The sequence below is a fragment of the Thermobacillus sp. ZCTH02-B1 genome (assembly GCF_002159085.1).
Taxonomy (GTDB): Bacteria; Bacillota; Bacilli; order Paenibacillales; family Paenibacillaceae; genus Thermobacillus.
In genome coordinates, this window is the sequence record NZ_LZRU01000043.1 from 68,083 (window position 1) to 85,131 (window position 17,049).

15 protein-coding genes are annotated in these 17,049 nt (G+C 67.1%); 10 read left to right on the forward strand and 5 right to left on the reverse strand.

Annotated features, from left to right (window positions below; genetic code table 11):
• Positions 1-128: 128 nt before the first annotated feature.
• Positions 129-1,139: a LacI family DNA-binding transcriptional regulator gene (locus tag A9Z00_RS14960; protein WP_296979127.1), complete on the reverse strand. Its 1,011-nt coding sequence runs from the start codon at positions 1,137-1,139 to the stop codon at positions 129-131.
• A 106-nt stretch (positions 1,140-1,245) separates the two neighbouring features.
• On the opposite strand from A9Z00_RS14960, the gene A9Z00_RS14965 reads away from it, so the two are divergent.
• Complete coding sequence (locus tag A9Z00_RS14965; RefSeq protein ID WP_296979129.1) at positions 1,246-2,550, forward strand: Gfo/Idh/MocA family protein; 1,305 nt, start codon at positions 1,246-1,248, stop codon at positions 2,548-2,550.
• Positions 2,551-2,689: 139 nt separating this feature from the next.
• Here the strand turns inward: A9Z00_RS14965 and A9Z00_RS14970 are convergent, their stop codons facing one another.
• Complete coding sequence (locus A9Z00_RS14970; RefSeq protein ID WP_296979131.1) at positions 2,690-3,187, reverse strand: GNAT family N-acetyltransferase; 498 nt, start codon at positions 3,185-3,187, stop codon at positions 2,690-2,692.
• Positions 3,188-3,436: 249 nt separating this feature from the next.
• Here A9Z00_RS14970 and A9Z00_RS14975 point away from each other — a divergent pair, with 249 nt between their 5' ends.
• The 8 genes from A9Z00_RS14975 to A9Z00_RS15010 all read left to right on the forward strand — a co-directional run bounded on the left by A9Z00_RS14975 (position 3,437) and on the right by A9Z00_RS15010 (position 13,591).
• On the forward strand, positions 3,437-5,506 hold the full coding sequence (locus A9Z00_RS14975) for a bifunctional aldolase/short-chain dehydrogenase (RefSeq protein ID WP_296979132.1): 2,070 nt from the start codon (positions 3,437-3,439) through the stop codon (positions 5,504-5,506).
• Positions 5,507-5,562: 56 nt separating this feature from the next.
• The gene (locus A9Z00_RS14980; protein WP_296979134.1) at positions 5,563-5,934 is read left to right on the forward strand and encodes a sensory rhodopsin transducer; all 372 of its coding nucleotides are present in this window, start codon (positions 5,563-5,565) and stop codon (positions 5,932-5,934) included.
• Between the two features lie 13 nt (positions 5,935-5,947).
• Complete coding sequence (rhaA, locus tag A9Z00_RS14985) at positions 5,948-7,210, forward strand: L-rhamnose isomerase (protein WP_296979136.1); 1,263 nt, start codon at positions 5,948-5,950, stop codon at positions 7,208-7,210.
• A gap of 17 nt (positions 7,211-7,227) precedes the next feature.
• A complete protein-coding gene (locus A9Z00_RS14990) occupies positions 7,228-8,712 on the forward strand; it encodes a rhamnulokinase (RefSeq protein WP_296979138.1) in 1,485 nt (494 codons plus the stop codon).
• 26 nt (positions 8,713-8,738) lie between these two features.
• Complete coding sequence (locus A9Z00_RS14995) at positions 8,739-9,515, forward strand: DeoR/GlpR family DNA-binding transcription regulator (protein ID WP_296979235.1); 777 nt, start codon at positions 8,739-8,741, stop codon at positions 9,513-9,515.
• 31 nt (positions 9,516-9,546) lie between these two features.
• Positions 9,547-10,275 (forward strand): (Fe-S)-binding protein, encoded by a 729-nt coding sequence (locus tag A9Z00_RS15000; RefSeq protein ID WP_296979140.1) that lies wholly within the window; start codon positions 9,547-9,549, stop codon positions 10,273-10,275.
• A complete protein-coding gene (locus tag A9Z00_RS15005) occupies positions 10,272-12,638 on the forward strand; it encodes a LutB/LldF family L-lactate oxidation iron-sulfur protein (protein WP_296979141.1) in 2,367 nt (788 codons plus the stop codon). The genes A9Z00_RS15000 and A9Z00_RS15005 overlap by 4 nt, the downstream gene beginning before the upstream one ends.
• 260 nt (positions 12,639-12,898) lie before the next feature.
• On the forward strand, positions 12,899-13,591 hold the full coding sequence (locus A9Z00_RS15010) for a YhcN/YlaJ family sporulation lipoprotein (protein ID WP_296979143.1): 693 nt from the start codon (positions 12,899-12,901) through the stop codon (positions 13,589-13,591).
• Between the two features lie 68 nt (positions 13,592-13,659).
• On the opposite strand, the gene A9Z00_RS15015 is transcribed toward A9Z00_RS15010, so the two are convergent.
• Positions 13,660-15,240, reverse strand: a complete 1,581-nt coding sequence (locus tag A9Z00_RS15015; RefSeq protein ID WP_296979146.1) for an FAD-dependent oxidoreductase — start codon at positions 15,238-15,240, stop codon at positions 13,660-13,662.
• A gap of 396 nt (positions 15,241-15,636) precedes the next feature.
• Between A9Z00_RS15015 and A9Z00_RS15020 the strand changes: the two genes are divergently transcribed.
• Positions 15,637-15,858 (forward strand): helix-turn-helix domain-containing protein, encoded by a 222-nt coding sequence (locus tag A9Z00_RS15020; protein WP_296979147.1) that lies wholly within the window; start codon positions 15,637-15,639, stop codon positions 15,856-15,858.
• 249 nt (positions 15,859-16,107) lie between these two features.
• On the opposite strand, the gene A9Z00_RS15025 is transcribed toward A9Z00_RS15020, so the two are convergent.
• Both A9Z00_RS15025 and A9Z00_RS15030 read right to left on the reverse strand, forming a co-directional pair.
• On the reverse strand, positions 16,108-16,350 hold the full coding sequence (locus A9Z00_RS15025) for a hypothetical protein (RefSeq protein WP_296979149.1): 243 nt from the start codon (positions 16,348-16,350) through the stop codon (positions 16,108-16,110).
• Positions 16,351-16,485: 135 nt separating this feature from the next.
• Positions 16,486-17,007 (reverse strand): C40 family peptidase, encoded by a 522-nt coding sequence (locus A9Z00_RS15030; protein ID WP_296979150.1) that lies wholly within the window; start codon positions 17,005-17,007, stop codon positions 16,486-16,488.
• Between the last annotated feature and the right edge of the window lie 42 nt (positions 17,008-17,049).

Consider the following 17,049-nt stretch of genomic DNA (forward strand, 5'->3'; position numbering starts at 1 on the left):
CGGATTCGTCCGGCGGGCGGGACGGACCGCGGCGCGGAGCACGCCGGGCGGGCGGACCGCCGCGTCCGATCCGTTCGAAGGGGCGCACCTCCCGCCGTTTCTGCGGTCCATGTCCCGGTTCCGGCGTGCTATTCCGTCGACGGCGGAGGGGCGGTGGACCGGCGGATGACGAGCGAAGGTTCGAGCGTGACCGTCCCGACCGATTCCGGCCGTTCGGCCAGCCGGAGCAGGCTGTCGGCGATCAGCTCCGCCATCGCGTCGATGTCGGCGCCGACCGCCGTCGCGGGCACGTCCAGTTCCGCCATCTGCGGGATGTTGTCGTAGCCGGCGACCGACAGCTCCTCCGGGACGTCCAGCCCGGCTTCGGCGGCCGCGCGCAGCACGCCGCGCGTGAGATCGTAGCTGCCGCAGATGACGGCGGTCGGCCGCCGGAGCGCGTTCCCGCGCCGCGCGCCTTCGAACAGCGCCCGCGCGGCGGCGTAGCCGTCATGCGTCTCCATGCCCTGCGTGTCCACGACGGGCGCGTCGGACGGACCGATCCCGAGCGCTCCGGTCTCTTCGCGGAACGCCGCGATCTTCACGTCCTGCAGCGGTTCGTGGTTCTTCGGCCGCCCGATGTAGGCGATGCGCCGGTGGCCGAGCGATGCCAGGTGGCGGACGGCCAGCCGGATCGCGTCGCCCCGGTTGACGTCGACGGTCGGGAGCGGCCCTGCGCCCGCCGAGCCGTAGGACAGCACCGGAATGCCGCCGGAATCGGGGATGCGGGCTTCGCCGTCCTCCATCCCGCCGAAGACGAGGATCGCGTCGACCTGGAACCGGCGGAACGTCGCGAAGGCCGCTTCCATGCCGCCGATCGACAGCAGCATCGCGGTCCCGCGCCGCTCGAGCCGGTCGTTGACGCGCGTGATCAGCGTCGATAACGCCGTCCGCTCGATGGACGGCCAGACGACGCCGACGGCGCCGCTTCGCTTCGAGACGAGCCGGCGGGCCGCAATGTTCGGCTGATAGCCCATCTCGCGGGCGATCGCGATGATGCGCCGCTTCGTCTCGGGCGTGACGAGCGGGCTGTCCCGCAGCGCCTTCGACACCGTCGAGAAGCTGACGCCGGCCGCCTGCGCGATGTCCTTGATCGTCACCATGGGGCGTTTTCCTCCCCGAATGCCAACGTTGTTATCCTGCGATACCATCATAGTATACAAACGACCGAAAGACAAACCCCCACAACCCCCGGAGGTGCCTGAACCCATGAAGAAATATGCGATCTGCGGCGTGAGCAACCGGGCGATGGGCATGTTCCTGAAGCCGATGCTGACGACGTTCCGCGGTCAACACCGGCCCGTCGCGCTGCTCGACAGCGATCCGCTGCGCTTTCAGGTCTGCAAGCAGCTTTATCCGGAGCTCGCCGATCTGCCCGAATACGGTCCGGACGACTTCGACCGGATGGTGGATGAAACGAAGCCCGACGTCGTCATCGTCGCGAGCCGCGACGACACCCATGCGCGCTACATCCTTGCGGCGCTGAAGCGGGATCTCGACGTCTTCACCGAGAAGCCGATGGCGACGACCGCGGAGGACTGCCGGCGCATCCTCGAGGCGGAGGAGGCAAGCCGGGGCAAGGTCACCGTCACGTTCAACTACCGCTACAATCCGATTCACACGCGGATCAAGGAAATGATCCTCGAGGGCCGGATCGGCCGCGTCGTCTCGGTCGACCTGAACTGGTACATCGATACCTACCACGGCGCGAGTTATTTCAAGCGTTGGAACCGGATGCGGGAATTCTCCGGCGGTCTGTCGATCCACAAAAGCTCGCACCACTTCGACCTCGTGAACTGGTGGACGGGCCAGCGGCCGGTCGAGGCGTTCGCGTACGGCGCGCTGAATTTCTTCGGCCCGGACGGCGAGTTGAACCCGAGCCGCAGGGACGGCCGGCATTGCACGACCTGCGACGAGCGGTCCGTCTGCGCCTATTACCGCCGCTGGGCGACGCGCACGGACGACGTGAGCGCGAAGGACGACCACATCGGCGCGCTGCCGATCGCGGGCAAGTATACGGGGTACAGCCCGGACATGTGCATCTTTGACTCCGAGATCCGGATCGAGGACACGTACGCCGTGACCGTGCGCTACGACGGCGGCGCGATGCTCAGTTACTCCGTGCTGTTCTCGGCGCCGTTCGAAGGCTACCGGCTCGCGATCAACGGGACGAGGGGCCGGATCGAAACGCAGGAATTCCACGAGCTGTCGCGCGTTCCGTTCCCGGTGCCGGAGCAGACGATCGACTATTTCCCGATGTTCGGTTCGAAGGAGACGATCCATGTCGTGCGCCGCAAGGGCGGACACGGCGGCGGCGACCCGGCGCTGATCGAGGATCTGTTCCTCGGACCGGATCCGGCCCGGAGCTATCCGATTCTCTCGGGCAGCCTGGACGGCGCCCTGGCCGTCGCGACGGGCGAGGCCGTCTGGCGCTCGGTCAAGGAAGGCCGGCCGGTGCGCATCGACGAACTGCTCGGCATCGGGGGGCCGGCACAGCCGCAACTTCAGCCGTGACGCGATCGGTTTTTCGCATCCGTTTCTGCGGGCGATCTCCCGCAGGACGAAGCGGTGCGCAGCGGAGGCGGGTGCTTCATCCCGCCTCCGCGACCGGCGGCGAAGCGCCGAAGCGGATCGAAGGACGGATGCCGCCGCGTCAGGCGGTCAATTTTCTCCCCAGCAGGACACAGGGCTGATCCGGTCCAAACGGGTCATACGGTTCATGAATGACTTGCCAGCCGGTGCGCTCAACCAAACGGCGCGCCGGCTTGTTGTCTGGCCGGGTGGCGAGGATGGCCGTCTTCGCGTCCGTCTCGTCGAGCAGCCGCGCCAGCAGGGCCGTGCCGTATCCCCGGCGGCGCATGGCCTCCCGGACGGCGAGTTCGGGGATTTCGAAGCGGTCCGTCATCCATACGTCATAGGTTCGGGCATCGGGGAATCCCCTGGTCAGTTCATTTGAAAGATTGCCCCGGAGCGGAGCGATAGCCGTATGCGAACCCGACGAGGCCACCCCGTCCACGATCCGGTAACCGTTATAGCCTCCATGGGACGCATGGCGCCGGAACCGCTCGAGAGCCGTCTCATCCCGCCGGCCCAGACGGCGTTGAAAAAATCGGCAATCCGCGGCAGATGCCGTTCCTCGATGCGAATCCAATCCATCCCGGAGCCTCCCTCAAGAGCGGAAAATTCCATTGCTTGTTGAAGCGCCAGTCGCGGAAGAAAGCGCTTCAATCGCGTCGGGCGCCCGGCCGGCGGAATCCGGCATCCCCCAATACATCACCGACACATTCCAACAAAATCCCACAGAAAATGGCGACCAAAAATCAAGCTATACAAAGAAAAACAAAAATGATAGTATAAAATCACAAACAAACGGATATCCGTTTCGGAGGGAATGGCAACGATGGTGCAAAATCTGTGGGATCCGTCCGAGGCGTCACGGCTCATGGGCGGGCTCGACGAACTCGTCTACCGGTCGAACCTGCTCGGCCGCGACCGGCGCGTCTGCAACTGGGGAGGCGGCAACACGTCCGCGAAGATGATCGTGAAGGACTTCCGCGGCCGCGACATCGAGGTCATGTACGTCAAGGGGAGCGGCTCCGACCTGGCCACGATGAAGGCGCAGCATTTCACCGGCCTGCGCCTGGACGATATCCGTCCGCTGTTCGAACGGGACGACATGACCGACGAGGAGATGGTTGCGTACCTCGCGCACTGCATGATCGACGCGAAGCATCCGCGCGCTTCGATCGAGACGCTGCTGCACGCGTTCCTGCCGTTCAAGCATGTCGACCATACGCATCCGGACGCGATCATCAGCATCTGCTGCGCGGACAACGGGCGCGAGATCGCGAAGGAGATATTCGGCGACCGGTTCGTCTGGGTGCCGTACATCCGCCCGGGCTTCCGGCTGTCGAAAATGATCGCCGAAGGCGTGCTCGCGAATCCGAAGGCGGAGCTCGTGCTGATGGAAAAGCACGGCCTCGTCACGTGGGGAGACACGTCGGAGGCGTGCTACGCGCAGACGATCCGCATCATCAACGAAGCGGAGGCCTATATCGAGGCGCGCGTCAACGATGCGAAGCTGTTCGGCGGGCTGAAGCACGCGCCGCTCCCGCCGGAGACACGCCGGAGGATCGCCGCGGCGGTGATGCCGGCCGTGCGCGGCGCGGTGAGCGGCGACAGGAAGATGATCCTCTCGTTCGACGATTCGGACGACGTGCTTGCGTTCGTCGGCGGCGCGGATGCGCCGGAGCTGTCCCGGGTCGGCGCCGCCTGCCCGGACCATCTCGTCCACACGAAGCGGGTGCCGCTCTTCGTCGACTGGACGCCCGACGCGGACGACGTCGAAGGGCTCAAGAAGAAGCTGGTCGACGGCATCGCCGCCTACAGGGAACAGTACACGGCCTATTTCGAGCGCAACCGGAACGCGGGCGACGTCATGTTCGAACCCGTTCCGCGCGTCATCCTGATTCCGGGAGTCGGCATGCTGAGCACCGGGAAGAACAAGGCGATGGCGAACGTCAGCGGCGCGCTCTACCACCGCGCGATCGCGGTCATGCGGGGCGCGACGGCGCTCGGCCGTTTCGTGTCGCTCAACGAGAACGAGTCGTACAACGTCGAATATTGGCCGCTCGAGCTCTACAAGCTGACGCTCGCGCCGCCGGAGGCGGAGTTCTCCCGCCAGGTCGCGTTCATCACGGGCGGCGCCGGCGGCATCGGCAGCGAGACGGCGCGGCGGCTCGCGGAGGAAGGCGCGCATGTCGTGATCGCCGACCTCAACCTCGAAGGCGCGCGGAAAGTGGCCGACGAGATCAACGCGAAGTACGGCGAAGGCCGGGCGCTGGCCGTGAAGATGGACGTCACGAAGGAGGAGGAGGTGAAGGCCGCCTACGCGGAAGCCGCGCTCCATTACGGCGGCGTCGACATCCTCGTGAACAACGCGGGGCTCGCCACCTCCAGCCCGTTCGAGGAGACGTCCCTCGACGAATGGAATTTGAACATGAGCGTGCTCGGCACCGGCTATTTCCTCGTCGCGCGCGAGGCGTTCCGGATGATGAAGGAACAGAACACGGGCGGCAGCATGATCTTCGTCGGGTCGAAGAACTCCGTCTACGCGGGCAAGAACGCGACGGCCTACAGCGCGGCCAAGGCGCTCGAAGTCCATCTCGCCCGCTGCATCGCCGCCGAGGGGGGACCGCTCGGCATCCGCGTGAACAGCGTGCTGCCGGACGCGGTGCTGCAGGGCTCGCAGATTTGGAACAGCGCATGGCGGAACGAGCGGGCGGCCGCCTACGGCATCGAGCCCGACCAGCTCGAGGAATATTACCGCAAGCGCACGACGCTGCTCGTAAACGTATTCCCGCGCGACATCGCCGAAGCGATCGCGTTCTTCGCCTCGTCGAAGGCGTCGAAGACGACGGGCTGCATGCTGACCGTCGACGGCGGCGTGCCGGCGGCGTTCACCCGATGACGGTCTCCGGCGCATCGGCCGGTCCGCCATAAACCAGTTTGAGGGAGGGCGCAGGCATGTACAAAGGTTTCGGTCACACCCACTGGATCATTCCGGACGGCTACATTCCGGAGAAGAGCAGCGGCGAACTGGTCAGCCACGAATCGATCTGCGTGCTGAACGCGTCGTCCGAGGAGGCGCTGCTCCGATTTACGATCTATTTCGAGGACCGCGACCCGATCGAGGACATCCCGTACGTCGTGCCGGGCCGCCGGACGAAGCATATCCGGACGAGCGCGCTCGTCAAGGACGGGCAGCGGATTCCGGCCGGCGTTCCGTATGCGATCGAGGTCCGCAGCGACATTCCGGTCGTCGTGCAGTACAGCAGGTTGGACGCGACGCAGGCGGCGAATGCGCTGATGTCGGTCATGGCATACCCGGTGAAATAAAGGAGGATCCGAAATGGAACGGAGCATCGAGCAGGCCTATGAGGCGGCCAGGGAGCTCTACGCGGCGCACGGGATCGACACGGACAGGGCGATCGGGCGCCTCGGATCGGTCAAGATTTCCCTGCACTGCTGGCAGGGGGATGACGTGCAGGGCTTCCTCTTCCGCGGCGGGGAGCTGGGCGGCGGCCTGGCGGTCACCGGCAACTACCCGGGCGCGGCGCGCACGGCGGACGAACTCCGCGCCGATCTCGACAAGGCGCTGTCGCTCATCCCCGGCAAGCACAAGGTGAACCTGCACGCGATCTACGCCGACACGAGCGAGAAGGTGGATCTGGACGGGCTCGAACCAAGGCATTTCGGAAGCTGGGTCGACTGGGCGAAGGAGCGGGGACTCGGGCTCGATTTCAATCCGACCTGCTTCTCCCATCCGAAGGCGGCCGACGGCTTCACGCTGAGCCATCCCGACCCTGCCATCCGCCGGTTCTGGATCGACCACTGCAAGGCGTCGCGCCGGATCGGCGCGTACTTCGGCGAGCAGCTCGGGCAGACGGCCGTCACGAACGTCTGGATTCCCGACGGGTACAAGGATATGCCGGCCGACCGGCTCGCCCCGCGCGTCCGGCTGATGGAAGCGCTGGACGAGGTGTTCGCGGAGCCGATCGATCCGCGGATCCATCTCGACGCGGTCGAGAGCAAGCTGTTCGGCATCGGCTCCGAAGCCTATGTCGTCGGATCGCACGAGTTCTACATGGGGTACGCCATCCGGAAGGGCGTGCTCCTCTGCCTCGACGCGGGCCACTTCCACCCGACCGAAAGCATCGCGGGGAAGCTGTCGGCGCTCTCGCTGTTCACGAACGGCCTGCTGCTCCACGTCAGCCGGCCGATGCGCTGGGACAGCGACCACGTCGTGATCCTCGACGACGAGACGCAGGAGATCGCGCGCGAGCTCGTGCGCTGCGATCTGCTCGACCGGACGCACATCGGGCTCGATTTCTTTGACGCGAGCATCAACCGCGTCGCCGCCTGGGTCATCGGCGCGCGCAGCGTGCTGAAGGCGCTGCTCAAGGCGATGCTCGAGCCGGTGGACCGGCTGAAGCAGGCCGAACGCGAGGGCGACTACACGACGCGGCTCGCGCTGGCGGAGGAATTCAAGACGTACCCGTTCGGCGCGGTATGGGATTACTTCTGCCTGAAGACGGGCGTGCCCGTGCGTGAGGCGTGGCTCGGCGAAGTCCGCGCGTACGAGCGGGACGTGCTGGCGAAGCGCGAAGGCTGACGGGAGGCGGATGCGGCATGGCGGTGCTGGCGTTCGATCTCGGCGCCGGAAGCGGCCGGGCCCTGCTCGGACGGCTGACGGACAACCGGATCGAGGCGGAGGAGATCCACCGCTTCCCAAACGATCCGGTCGCCGTGGGGGAACGGCTGCTCTGGGACATTCTCCGCCTGTATCACGAGATCAAGCAGGGGCTCCTGATCGCCGGACGGCGGGGCGGGGACATCCGGAGCATCGGGATCGATTCCTGGGCGGTCGATTACGGTCTGCTGGATGCAAACGGCGAGCTGATCGGCAACCCCTACCATTACCGGGACAGCCGGACGGACGGCATGATGGAGCGGCTGCTGGCGAAGGTGCCGGCGGAGGAAGTGTTCGCGCGGACCGGCATCCAGTTTCTTCCCTTCAATACGATCTACCAGCTGTACGCGATGAAGGAAGCGGATCATCCGGCGCTGCGAACGGCGAGGCGGTTCCTGATGATTCCCGATCTGATCCGGTATTTCCTGACCGGCGAGGCGGCGAACGAGTTCTCGAACGCGACGACGACACAATTGTTCAATCCGTCGAAGGGCGACTGGGACGACCGGCTGCTCGGGGCGATCGGCATCCCGCGGGACTGGTTCGGTCCGGTGCTGATGCCCGGGTCGCCGGCGGGCGAGTTGCGCGCATCCGTCCGCGCGGAACTCGGGCTCGGCGCGGTGGGCGTCACGGCCGTGGCCGAGCACGACACCGGGTCGGCGGTCGCGGCCGTTCCGGCGGCGGGGGACTCGTTCGCTTACCTGAGCTGCGGCACCTGGTCGCTGCTCGGCACCGAGGTGCCGGAGCCGGTCCTCACGGAGGAGGCCCGGAAGCTCAACTTCACGAACGAGGGCGGCGTGAACGGCACGTACCGGCTGCTGAAGAACATCATGGGCCTCTGGATTCTCGAGGAGTGCCGGCGCGCCTGGAAACGGGAGGGACGGGACGCGTCCCATGACGGGCTGCTCGCCCGGGCGGAGGCGGCGCGTCCGTTCGCGGCGCTGATCGATCCCGACGACCCGTCGTTCCTTCCGCCCGGCGGCATGCCGGCGCGGGTGCGGGCCTACCTCGCCCGCACCGGGCAGCCCGGGCCGCCGGACGACGGCGCCATCGTCCGCTGCGTGCTCGAGAGCCTCGCGCTGAAATACCGCTTCGTGCTCGAACAGACCGAACGGCTGACCGGCCGGAAGTTCGACAAGCTGCACATGGTCGGCGGCGGCATTCGGAACCGGCTGCTCTGCCAATGGACCGCGAACGCGATCGGCCGTCCGGTCTGGGCGGGACCGGTCGAGGGGAGCGCGATCGGCAATCTTGCGGTACAATGGATCGCATCGGGAGATTTCGCGGACATCCGCGAGGCGCGGGCCGCGATCCGGGATTCCTTCCCCGTGGAGGTGTACGAGCCCGATCCGGCCGCGGCGGCCGCCTGGGAGGAGGCGTACGGCCGCGCCGTCGGGCTGTGGGGAAGCGGCGCCGCGGAATGACGGACGCGATCGGGAAGGTGAACGAGATGCTGGCTGCGGAACGGCAGGAATTGATCGTGCGGGTGGTGAACGAGCGCGGCAGCGCGCGCGTCTCCGAGCTGGCGGAACTGTGCGGCGTGACGGAGGAGACGATCCGCCGGGATCTCGACCGGCTCGAGGAAGCGGGCCGGCTCAAGCGGTCGCACGGCGGCGCCGTCAGCCTGCTGCGGGATCCGGATGCGCCCGGCGCGCAGCAGGAGATCCCGTATTACGTGCGCGAGATCACCCGCGCGGAGGAGAAGCGGCGGATCGCGGCGGAAGCGGTGAAGCACATCCGGCCGGGTGACCGCATTCTGCTGGACGGCAGCTCGACGGCTTGGTACGTGGCGCGCATTTTGCCGGACATGCCGCTGACGGTGCTGACGAATTCGGTGAAGGCGGCGGCGGAGCTCGGCGGCAAGGAACGGATCGAGGTGCTGACGACGGGCGGGCTCATGTCGCACCGCTCGCTGTCGTTCGTCGGACCGCTCGCCGAGCGGGCGCTGGACGACTTCCATGTGGACAAGGCGTTCCTGTCCTGCAAGGGGATTCATCCCGAACGGGGCATCAGCGAGTCGACCGGCCTGCAGGCGCAGATCAAGCGGAAGATGGCCGAAATCGCGGACCAAGTGTATCTGCTGGCCGACGCCAGCAAGTTCGGCGTGCAGGCGTTTGCGCGGGCGCTCGATCTGGCCGCGGTGCGCACGATCATCACGGACCGCGGGCTCGACGAAGCGACGGCCGATGCGTACCGCGCGCTCGGCATCGAGGTCATTGCGGTATAGCCTATTGCGGTATGGCCTGGGGGTGCGCCGGTTGAAAATTTCCCTTTTTATTACATGCATCTGCGACGCGATGTTCCCGTCCGTCGGCGAGGCGATGGTCCGGCTGCTGGAGCGGCTGGGGGTGCGCGTCGATTTTCCGGAGGGACAGACGTGCTGCGGCCAGCCGGCGTTCAATTCGGGCTACTGGGCCGACGCCCGCGCCGCGGCGCGCACCTTGCTGGACGCGTTCGACGACAGCGACTTCGTCGTCGCGCCGTCCGGTTCGTGCGTCTGCATGATCCGCCATTACCGGGAGCTGTTCCGGGACGATCCGGAACGGCTGGAGCAGGCGGAGCGCCTTCGGGAGAAGACGTACGAGTTCTCGCAATTTCTCGTCCGGGTGCTCGGCGTGCGGGATCTCGGCGCCTTTTTTCCGCACAGGGTGACGTACCATCCGTCCTGCCACGGCAGCCGGCTGCTCGGCATCGGGGACGAGCCGCTCGAGCTGCTCTCGGCGGTGCGGGGTCTCGAGTTCGTGCCGCTGCCGATGGCCGAGGATTGCTGCGGCTTCGGCGGCACGTTCGCCGTGAAGATGGCGAACATCTCCGGCGCGATGACGGACGAGAAGGCGGAGCACGTGCTGGAGACGGAGGCCGAGGTGCTCACCGGGCTCGACATGGGCTGCCTGATGAACATCGGGGGCCGTCTCCGCCGGAAGGGCGCGAACATCCGCGTCATGCATCTGGCGGAGCTGCTCGCCGAGGGGGTGGAGCGCGCATGAGTTCCGAACCGCAAGGTACCGTGAAGGAACGGGCGGAGGCGGCGCTTGCGAACGATTTTCTCCGGCAGGCGGTGCGCTTCACGACGGAGAAGCTCCGCACGGGCCGGCGCCAGGCGGCCGAGGAGCACGGCAACTGGGAAATCTGGCGCGAGCGGGGCCGGCAGATCCGGCAGCACACGGTCGCGCATCTCGACTATTATCTGAACCGGTTTGCGGAGAACGCGCGGGCGAACGGCGCGCAGGTGCATTTCGCGCGGACGGCGGACGAGGCGGTGCGCATCGTGCAGTCGATCGCCCGCCGCGTGCAGGCGAAGACCGTCGTCAAGTCGAAGTCGATGGTGACCGAGGAGCTCCATCTGAACCGGGCGCTTGCGGAAATCGGCGTCAAGGCGATCGAGACGGACCTCGGCGAATACATCATCCAGCTCGCGGGCGAGGCGCCGTCACACATCATCATTCCGGCAATCCACAAGAACCGCGGGCAAATCGCGGAACTGCTGTCGAAGGAAGCGGGGGAGAAGCTGCCGCCCGACACGAAAACGCTGGCGGGTTTCGTCCGCCGGAGGCTGCGGGAAGCGTTCCTGACGGCGGACATCGGCATGACCGGCTGCAATTTCGCGGTGGCGGAGACGGGTTCGATCTGCATTTTCGAAAATGAGGGCAACGCGCGCATGGTGTCGACCGTGCCGAAGGTGCAGATCACGCTGATGGGAATGGAGCGGATCGTGCCGACCTGGGCGGATCTCGAGGTGATGGCGACGCTGCTGCCGCGCTCGGCGACCGGGCAGAAGCTGACCGTCTATCTCTCGGGCATCAGCGGCCCGCGGCGGCCCGGCGACGCCGACGGACCGGAGGAGCTGCACATCGTGATCGTCGACAACGGCCGGTCGAACCAGCTCGGCGATCCGGAGTTCCAGGAGCTCCTGCACTGCATCCGCTGCGGCGCATGCCTGAACGTCTGCCCGGTCTACCGGCACATCGGCGGACACGCCTACGGCGGCACGTACAGCGGGCCGATCGGCGCGGTGCTGACGCCGGCGCTCAAGCGGAACGTCGCCGAATGGGACGACATCGCGAACGCGTCGAGCCTGTGCGGGGCGTGCTGGGAGGCCTGCCCGGTGAAAATCCCGCTGCACGACATGCTCGTCTACCTCAGGCGGCGCAAGGCCGAAAGCCCGTACCGAAGCGCGGGGGAAGCGGCGGCGATGAAGGCGTACGGCCTCGTGATGGCAAGGCCGGAGCGGCTCTCCGCCGCCCTGAAGCTGGCGAGGCTCGGCCAGCGGTTCGCCGGGCGGGACGGCGAGATCCGCGCCCGCATCGGCCCGCTCGGCGGCTGGACCCGGCATCGGGCGCTGCCGATGCTGCCGGCCGAATCGTTCCGGGACCGGTGGAAGAAGATGCGGCCGGACGGGGATGGGCCGCTCGATCCGGACGTGGAGGAGCGGCTGCGCGCGGCGCTCGCGGAGCGCTACCGGAACGGCCGCGCGGCCGGGGCCGCGGCGCATCCGGAGGCGGATCGCGGATCTGCGGAAAACGCGGCGGGTTGCGGGGCGGCCGGCGGACAACCGGCGATCGGCGGTCAACCGGCGGCCGGAGCGGCTGCCGGTCCGGCCGGCGGGGCGTACGGTCCCTCCCCGGAGCCGGCGGATGTCCGGTCGCCGGGGACGGCGCCGATGCCGGACGACCAGCGCGCCATGCTCGGGCATATCGCGCATCGGCTGTGCCGTCCGCTGACCGCGGCGCCGGAGGACCGGACGCCCGGCGCTCCGCCGTTCTGGCGGATGTTCGAGCTTCCGCCGGAGGAGCGCCGCGGGCGGTTCGCCGACCATTTCCGGGCGGCCGGCGGCCATGTCGCGATCGTGCCCGATCTGCGCGCGGCGGCGCGCTACATCGCGGAGCAGGCGGCGGCGCGCGGCGCAACCCGGCTGCTGCTGCAGGATGCGCCGGAATTGACCGACGGCCTGGCGCTCGAACGCGCGATGCCGGACGCGCGGCTCGTCATCTGGAACCGCGATCCGGCGAAGGATTGGATCGCGGAGGCCGCCGCGGCGGACGCCGGCGTCGTGCTCGCCGACTGGGCCGCGGCCTATACGGGCACGGTGGTGCTCCTCTCGTCGAAGGAGCGCGGCCGGGCCGTCAGCCTGCTGCCGCCCGCGCTGTTCGTCGTGCTGCCGGCGGAGCGGATCCGCACGCGGCTGGGCGAGATTTTCGAAGCCTTCGACCGGGGCGGGCGGAGCGCGATGCCCGCGGGCGTCCATCTCGTCTCCGGCCCGAGCCGTTCGGCCGACATCGAGAATGACCTGACGATCGGCGTGCACGGACCCGGCGATGTGCATGCGATCATCGTCGGCGCCGACGGCTAGCGCAGGCCGGCCGGATTGCATGTCGATCCTGCCCGTTTCGACGGATGCGGGCGCCAGGCGGCGCGGGATGGGGGATGCCATGTTTCGCGGTCCGTTCGCAGTCGGGACCGTATCAAGGGGATTTCGAATTTCGTCCGATTCCGGCCGGAGCGGATGGCCGCGTCCGGCCGGCGCGCGCCTGCGCCGCCCGAATAGGATTCGATGCCCCGGCGAACGCTAACGGCTGGGCAATCGAATCGCGTTTACGGGAGGTGCGCGTCATGCAGCGCGCGAAAGCGGCGATCGCCGTGCTGGCCGCCGGCGCGTTGATGCTCGCCGGCTGCACGACGCAGGGCGACGTCGGCAACCGCAACATCGTGCAGAAGCGGGTGCTCCGGGACGGCAACGGCAACCTCGTCATCGACAAACGGTTCGCGGACGACCAGTTCAACGAGCAGAACCGGGTGCACGGGCGCCGGCTGAACAGCAACAATCTGATCGGCAGCCATCGGAACTACCGGATGGAGGCGAGCCAGGACATCGCGAAGCGGATCCGCGAGGCGGAAGGTCTGGACGACGTGTACGTGATCCTGACCGACCGCAACGCCTACGTCGCCGTGAGCCGGCGGGACGGCGCGGACGGCCGGACGAAATCGGCGGAAGCGGACGGTCCGGCGAGCTCGCGGACGGCGTCGCGGGCCGGACTGAAGAACAGGGCGGCCGGCAAGACCGGCGGAACGCTCGAGGAGCGGATCGCCGCCCACGTGAAAGAGATGGCGCCGCTGATCGAACGCGTCTACGTGTCCGAGGAGCCGGAATTTGTCGGCCGGATGGGCGAATATATCCGGAAGGCGAGCCGCGGCGAGCCGATCCAGGGGTTCATCGCGCAGTTCAACGCGATGGTGGAGCGGCTGTTCCCGGCGGAGTCGGGCATCCGCATCAGCCGGACCGGCAATGTCGACTTGTACGATTGAACGGGAAGCTAAGCGAAAGCGGCCGATCAGGCGAACCTGGTCGGCCGCTTGCTTGTTGCTGGCGCGCATTACCGCGACCGGCCGCGCGGAGCCTCCGGCTTCTCCTCCGGCGCCGGCCGCGGTTCGAGCCGCGCCAGCGGTTTCTTCGCCGGCCCTTCCACGACGTTGCCGTCCATATCGAACCGCGAGCCGTGGCAAGGGCAGTCCCATGTCCGCTCGCCGGGGTTCCATCTCACCTCGCAGCCCATGTGGGTGCAGGTCGTGTCCACCAGGTGCAGATTCCCCTGCGGATCGCGGTAGGCGCCCGCCCGCCGGCCGTCCAGATCGACGACGGCGCCTTCGTCCGGCCGGAGCGACTCGGGCGTCCGGCCGGGTTTCGACAGCTTATCGGAGATGAGCGAACCCGCGACCTTCAGGTTCGAGGTGACCAGCGTGCGCAGGTCCGGGTCGGCGTGGAAGCGCACCGGCGTGAACAGTTCCGCGTATTGGTTCTCCCGGTAGAGCGCGAGATCCTTCAGCAGCATCGCGGCGGCGGTGCCGCCGGTCATGCCCCATTTGCGGTAGCCGGTCGCGACGAGAAGGTTCGGCCTGCTCTTGTCCGGCGGACCGACGTACGGCACCTTGTCGCTCGTGATGATGTCCTGCGCGGACCATCGGCAGGCGACGGATTCGACGCCGAACAGCCGCTCGCCGAACTCGGCCAGCGCGGCGTATCGCCGATTCGCGTCCTCCGCTTCGCCGACGGGGTGGTTCTCGCCGCCGACCAGCACGAGCGGCCCGTCCGGGCTCTCCGCCAGGCGCAGGGAGCGGCGCGGCCCGTCGGCGCTGATGTACATCCCGCCGGGATACGGCCGCTTCGGCCGGATCGCGACGACGTACGACCGGTCGATGTGGAGACGCGCGAACATTCCGCCGATCTTGTCGAGGAACGGGTAATGGCTGGCCGCGATCACAACCTTGCACCGCACCTTCCGGCCATCGGCTGTATGCACGATCGCGCGCCCGCTCTCCGCCTCCGCCTGCACGGCCGTCGTCCGCTCGTGGACGCGGACGCCGAGCCGCACCGCCTCGTCGAGCATCCGGCGCATGTAGAGCAGCGGATGGAAGCGCGCCTGCTTCCGCTTCACGAGCGCCGCTACGGCTCCGACGGGCGCCGGTATGTCCGTCGCAAGTTCGCCCGCGATGCCCAGCGCGTCATAGGCGCGCAGTTCCTTCTCCAATTTTCCGACCGAGCGGTGCTCCGTCACGTAGACGTACGCGTCCTCCTCCGCCCAGCCGCAGTCGAGGTTCCATTCCCGCACCCGGTCGCGGATGAATTCGAGCGCGTCGCGGTTCGCTTCATAGTACAGCCGCGCGTGGTCCCGCCCGAAGTGGGCGATCAGCTCGTCGTAAATCAGATGGTGCTGCGTCGTCACCTTGGCTGTCGTGTGTCCCGTTGTTCCCCGCAGCACGCGGTTCGCCTCGAGCACGATGACGCGCGCGCCTTCCCGCGCGAGCAGCCACGCGGCCGTCAGCCCCGTGATGCCGGCACCGACGATCGCGACATCGGCCTCCGCGTCTTCGGCGAGGGGACCGAATTCCGGCATCGGCGCGGATTCGATCCAATACGACCGTGACGTCTCCGGCAGGCCGGATTTTCCGTCCGTCATTCCCGCGGTATCCTCCTTCGCTTCCTCCGGATCCGGAGGGATTCTGGCATGCGCGGGAATAGTTTCTCTTGCGGGACCGCCCGGCATTCACGGGCCGTCGGAACAGGCTTTCCGCATGCTTTCCCGTACGGATGGGCGCCGACGCCGTCCTTCCGCATGTGCGCGGGCGGGAAGCGTTTTTTGTCGACGGGCGCCGTTTTGCATTCTTCGCATATTCCGGATGGGCTTTCATCCGCCGCCGTTCCGCCGCCGGGTGTGCGGAAGCCCGAAAATCCGCGCCGCTCAAGCCCATTTCTGTCGCTTGCCGCACCACCAAATCGCGCCAGACATAAGATAAGTTGACTGAATCCCTTAACCTTGTAATTCATCACTTTGCAGACAAGGAGGGGTGACAACTTGAAAGGCAGCGAGCACAAAAGCAAGCTTCTGACGCAGCGCGAACGGGAAGTATTCGAACTCCTTGTGCAGGACAAGACGACACGCGACATCGCGCAACAGCTGTTCATCAGCGAGAAGACCGTGCGAAATCATATATCGAATGTCATGCAAAAGCTCAATGTCAAAGGCCGTTCCCAAGCGGTTGTCGAGCTGATCAAGCTCGGGGAGCTCAAAATATAGCGCAACGGCGCATCAGCCATACGGAACCTTCTGTTCGCTCCTTCCGGGGGCGGAAGGAGGTTTTTTGTTGCGGCTTCCGACCGACGCGGCAAACGGAAAGGGGGCAAGCTGCGCGCCCGGGCGGGACAAGCGCCCGCGAAAAGGCGAAGCGCCCCGAACCGAGCGGGTTCGGGGCGCTCCGGCTTGCGCGATCGCGCCCGTTCGGGGCGTCCCCGGGCCCGGGGGCCCGGGGCGCCGTGCCGTCCGGCGTCACAGGCGGGATGCGCGGAGGATGATGACGAGCAAAATGAAGAGGACGAGTATGGCTCCGGTATCCGGGCAGCGCTTCACCGGCACGGGGTGGCAATAGCCGGTGCCGGCTCCGCCGTACATTCCCGGATGGACGGCCGCATAAGGGTGATGCCCGATCGCGCCCGCCGCGGCGCCGCCGATGTGGATGTCAGCGCCGAAACCCGCGGCTCCCGCCGCGCCCAGGTTGCCGTATTCCGCCATGTCCCATGCACTCCTTCACGGTGTTTTTGAATTTGGTGGTTTGCACATTGACAATGTATGCGCAGGGGACATACGCGGGATGGCAATCCGCCTACCGAAGGCAAAAATGGGTCCTTGCCCCGTCCGCCGTCCGCGTCAGGTGTCGATTTTGAAATGAAATTCGGGATGCCGGTATACCCGTTCAAAGTTGGGATCGGAGCCGAGCACGCTGTCGAGGTCTTCCGGCGTGAACAGGAAGTAATCGTTGTAGAGCGGATAGCCGGCCCCGTAATAAAAGCACAGCCACACCAGCTTGGAACAATAGATGGAACTCCAGGGATCCTCGAGCGGCGTGACCGGCGAGAAGGAGAAAGGCGGGATGATCAGGCCCCGCGCGTAATTGGCCTGGCAGGCCCGGTGATAGTCGGCGGCGAAACGTGCGGCGCCGTTGGCCAGCCAGCCGGGAATCGGCCGGTAATGCGCGTGTTTCGGATGCTGCGCGAAGAAGTTCGCCGCCGGTCCGCGCCGTACGAACGGAAACGTCATGACCGCCTCGACGATCTGATCCGGACCGACGGCGATCGCGCTGTGGCCGAGGAAGCCCGCCGGCACGGCCAGCACGTTGTCGCAGGACGTCAGCACGTCGCCCGGTCTCAGTTCGCGGTGCGCGATGCTCATCCGAATCACCTGCCCACACCACTATATGCGGCGTGGGCGGAT

Bases quoted from the DNA above. Each gene is read 5' to 3' on its own strand.
- A9Z00_RS14960 (WP_296979127.1), bottom strand. From the start codon at position 1,139: ATGGTGACGATCAAGGACATCGCGCAGGCGGCCGGCGTCAGCTTCTCG.
- A9Z00_RS14980 (WP_296979134.1), top strand. From the start codon at position 5,563: ATGTACAAAGGTTTCGGTCACACCCACTGGATCATTCCGGACGGCTAC.
- A9Z00_RS15005 (WP_296979141.1), top strand. From the start codon at position 10,272: ATGAGTTCCGAACCGCAAGGTACCGTGAAGGAACGGGCGGAGGCGGCG.
- A9Z00_RS14965 (WP_296979129.1), top strand. From the start codon at position 1,246: ATGAAGAAATATGCGATCTGCGGCGTGAGCAACCGGGCGATGGGCATG.
- A9Z00_RS14975 (WP_296979132.1), top strand. From the start codon at position 3,437: ATGGTGCAAAATCTGTGGGATCCGTCCGAGGCGTCACGGCTCATGGGC.
- A9Z00_RS14995 (WP_296979235.1), top strand. From the start codon at position 8,739: ATGCTGGCTGCGGAACGGCAGGAATTGATCGTGCGGGTGGTGAACGAG.
- A9Z00_RS15010 (WP_296979143.1), top strand. From the start codon at position 12,899: ATGCAGCGCGCGAAAGCGGCGATCGCCGTGCTGGCCGCCGGCGCGTTG.
- A9Z00_RS14990 (WP_296979138.1), top strand. From the start codon at position 7,228: ATGGCGGTGCTGGCGTTCGATCTCGGCGCCGGAAGCGGCCGGGCCCTG.
- rhaA (WP_296979136.1), top strand. From the start codon at position 5,948: ATGGAACGGAGCATCGAGCAGGCCTATGAGGCGGCCAGGGAGCTCTAC.
- A9Z00_RS15030 (WP_296979150.1), bottom strand. From the start codon at position 17,007: ATGAGCATCGCGCACCGCGAACTGAGACCGGGCGACGTGCTGACGTCC.
- A9Z00_RS15025 (WP_296979149.1), bottom strand. From the start codon at position 16,350: ATGGCGGAATACGGCAACCTGGGCGCGGCGGGAGCCGCGGGTTTCGGC.
- A9Z00_RS15015 (WP_296979146.1), bottom strand. From the start codon at position 15,240: ATGACGGACGGAAAATCCGGCCTGCCGGAGACGTCACGGTCGTATTGG.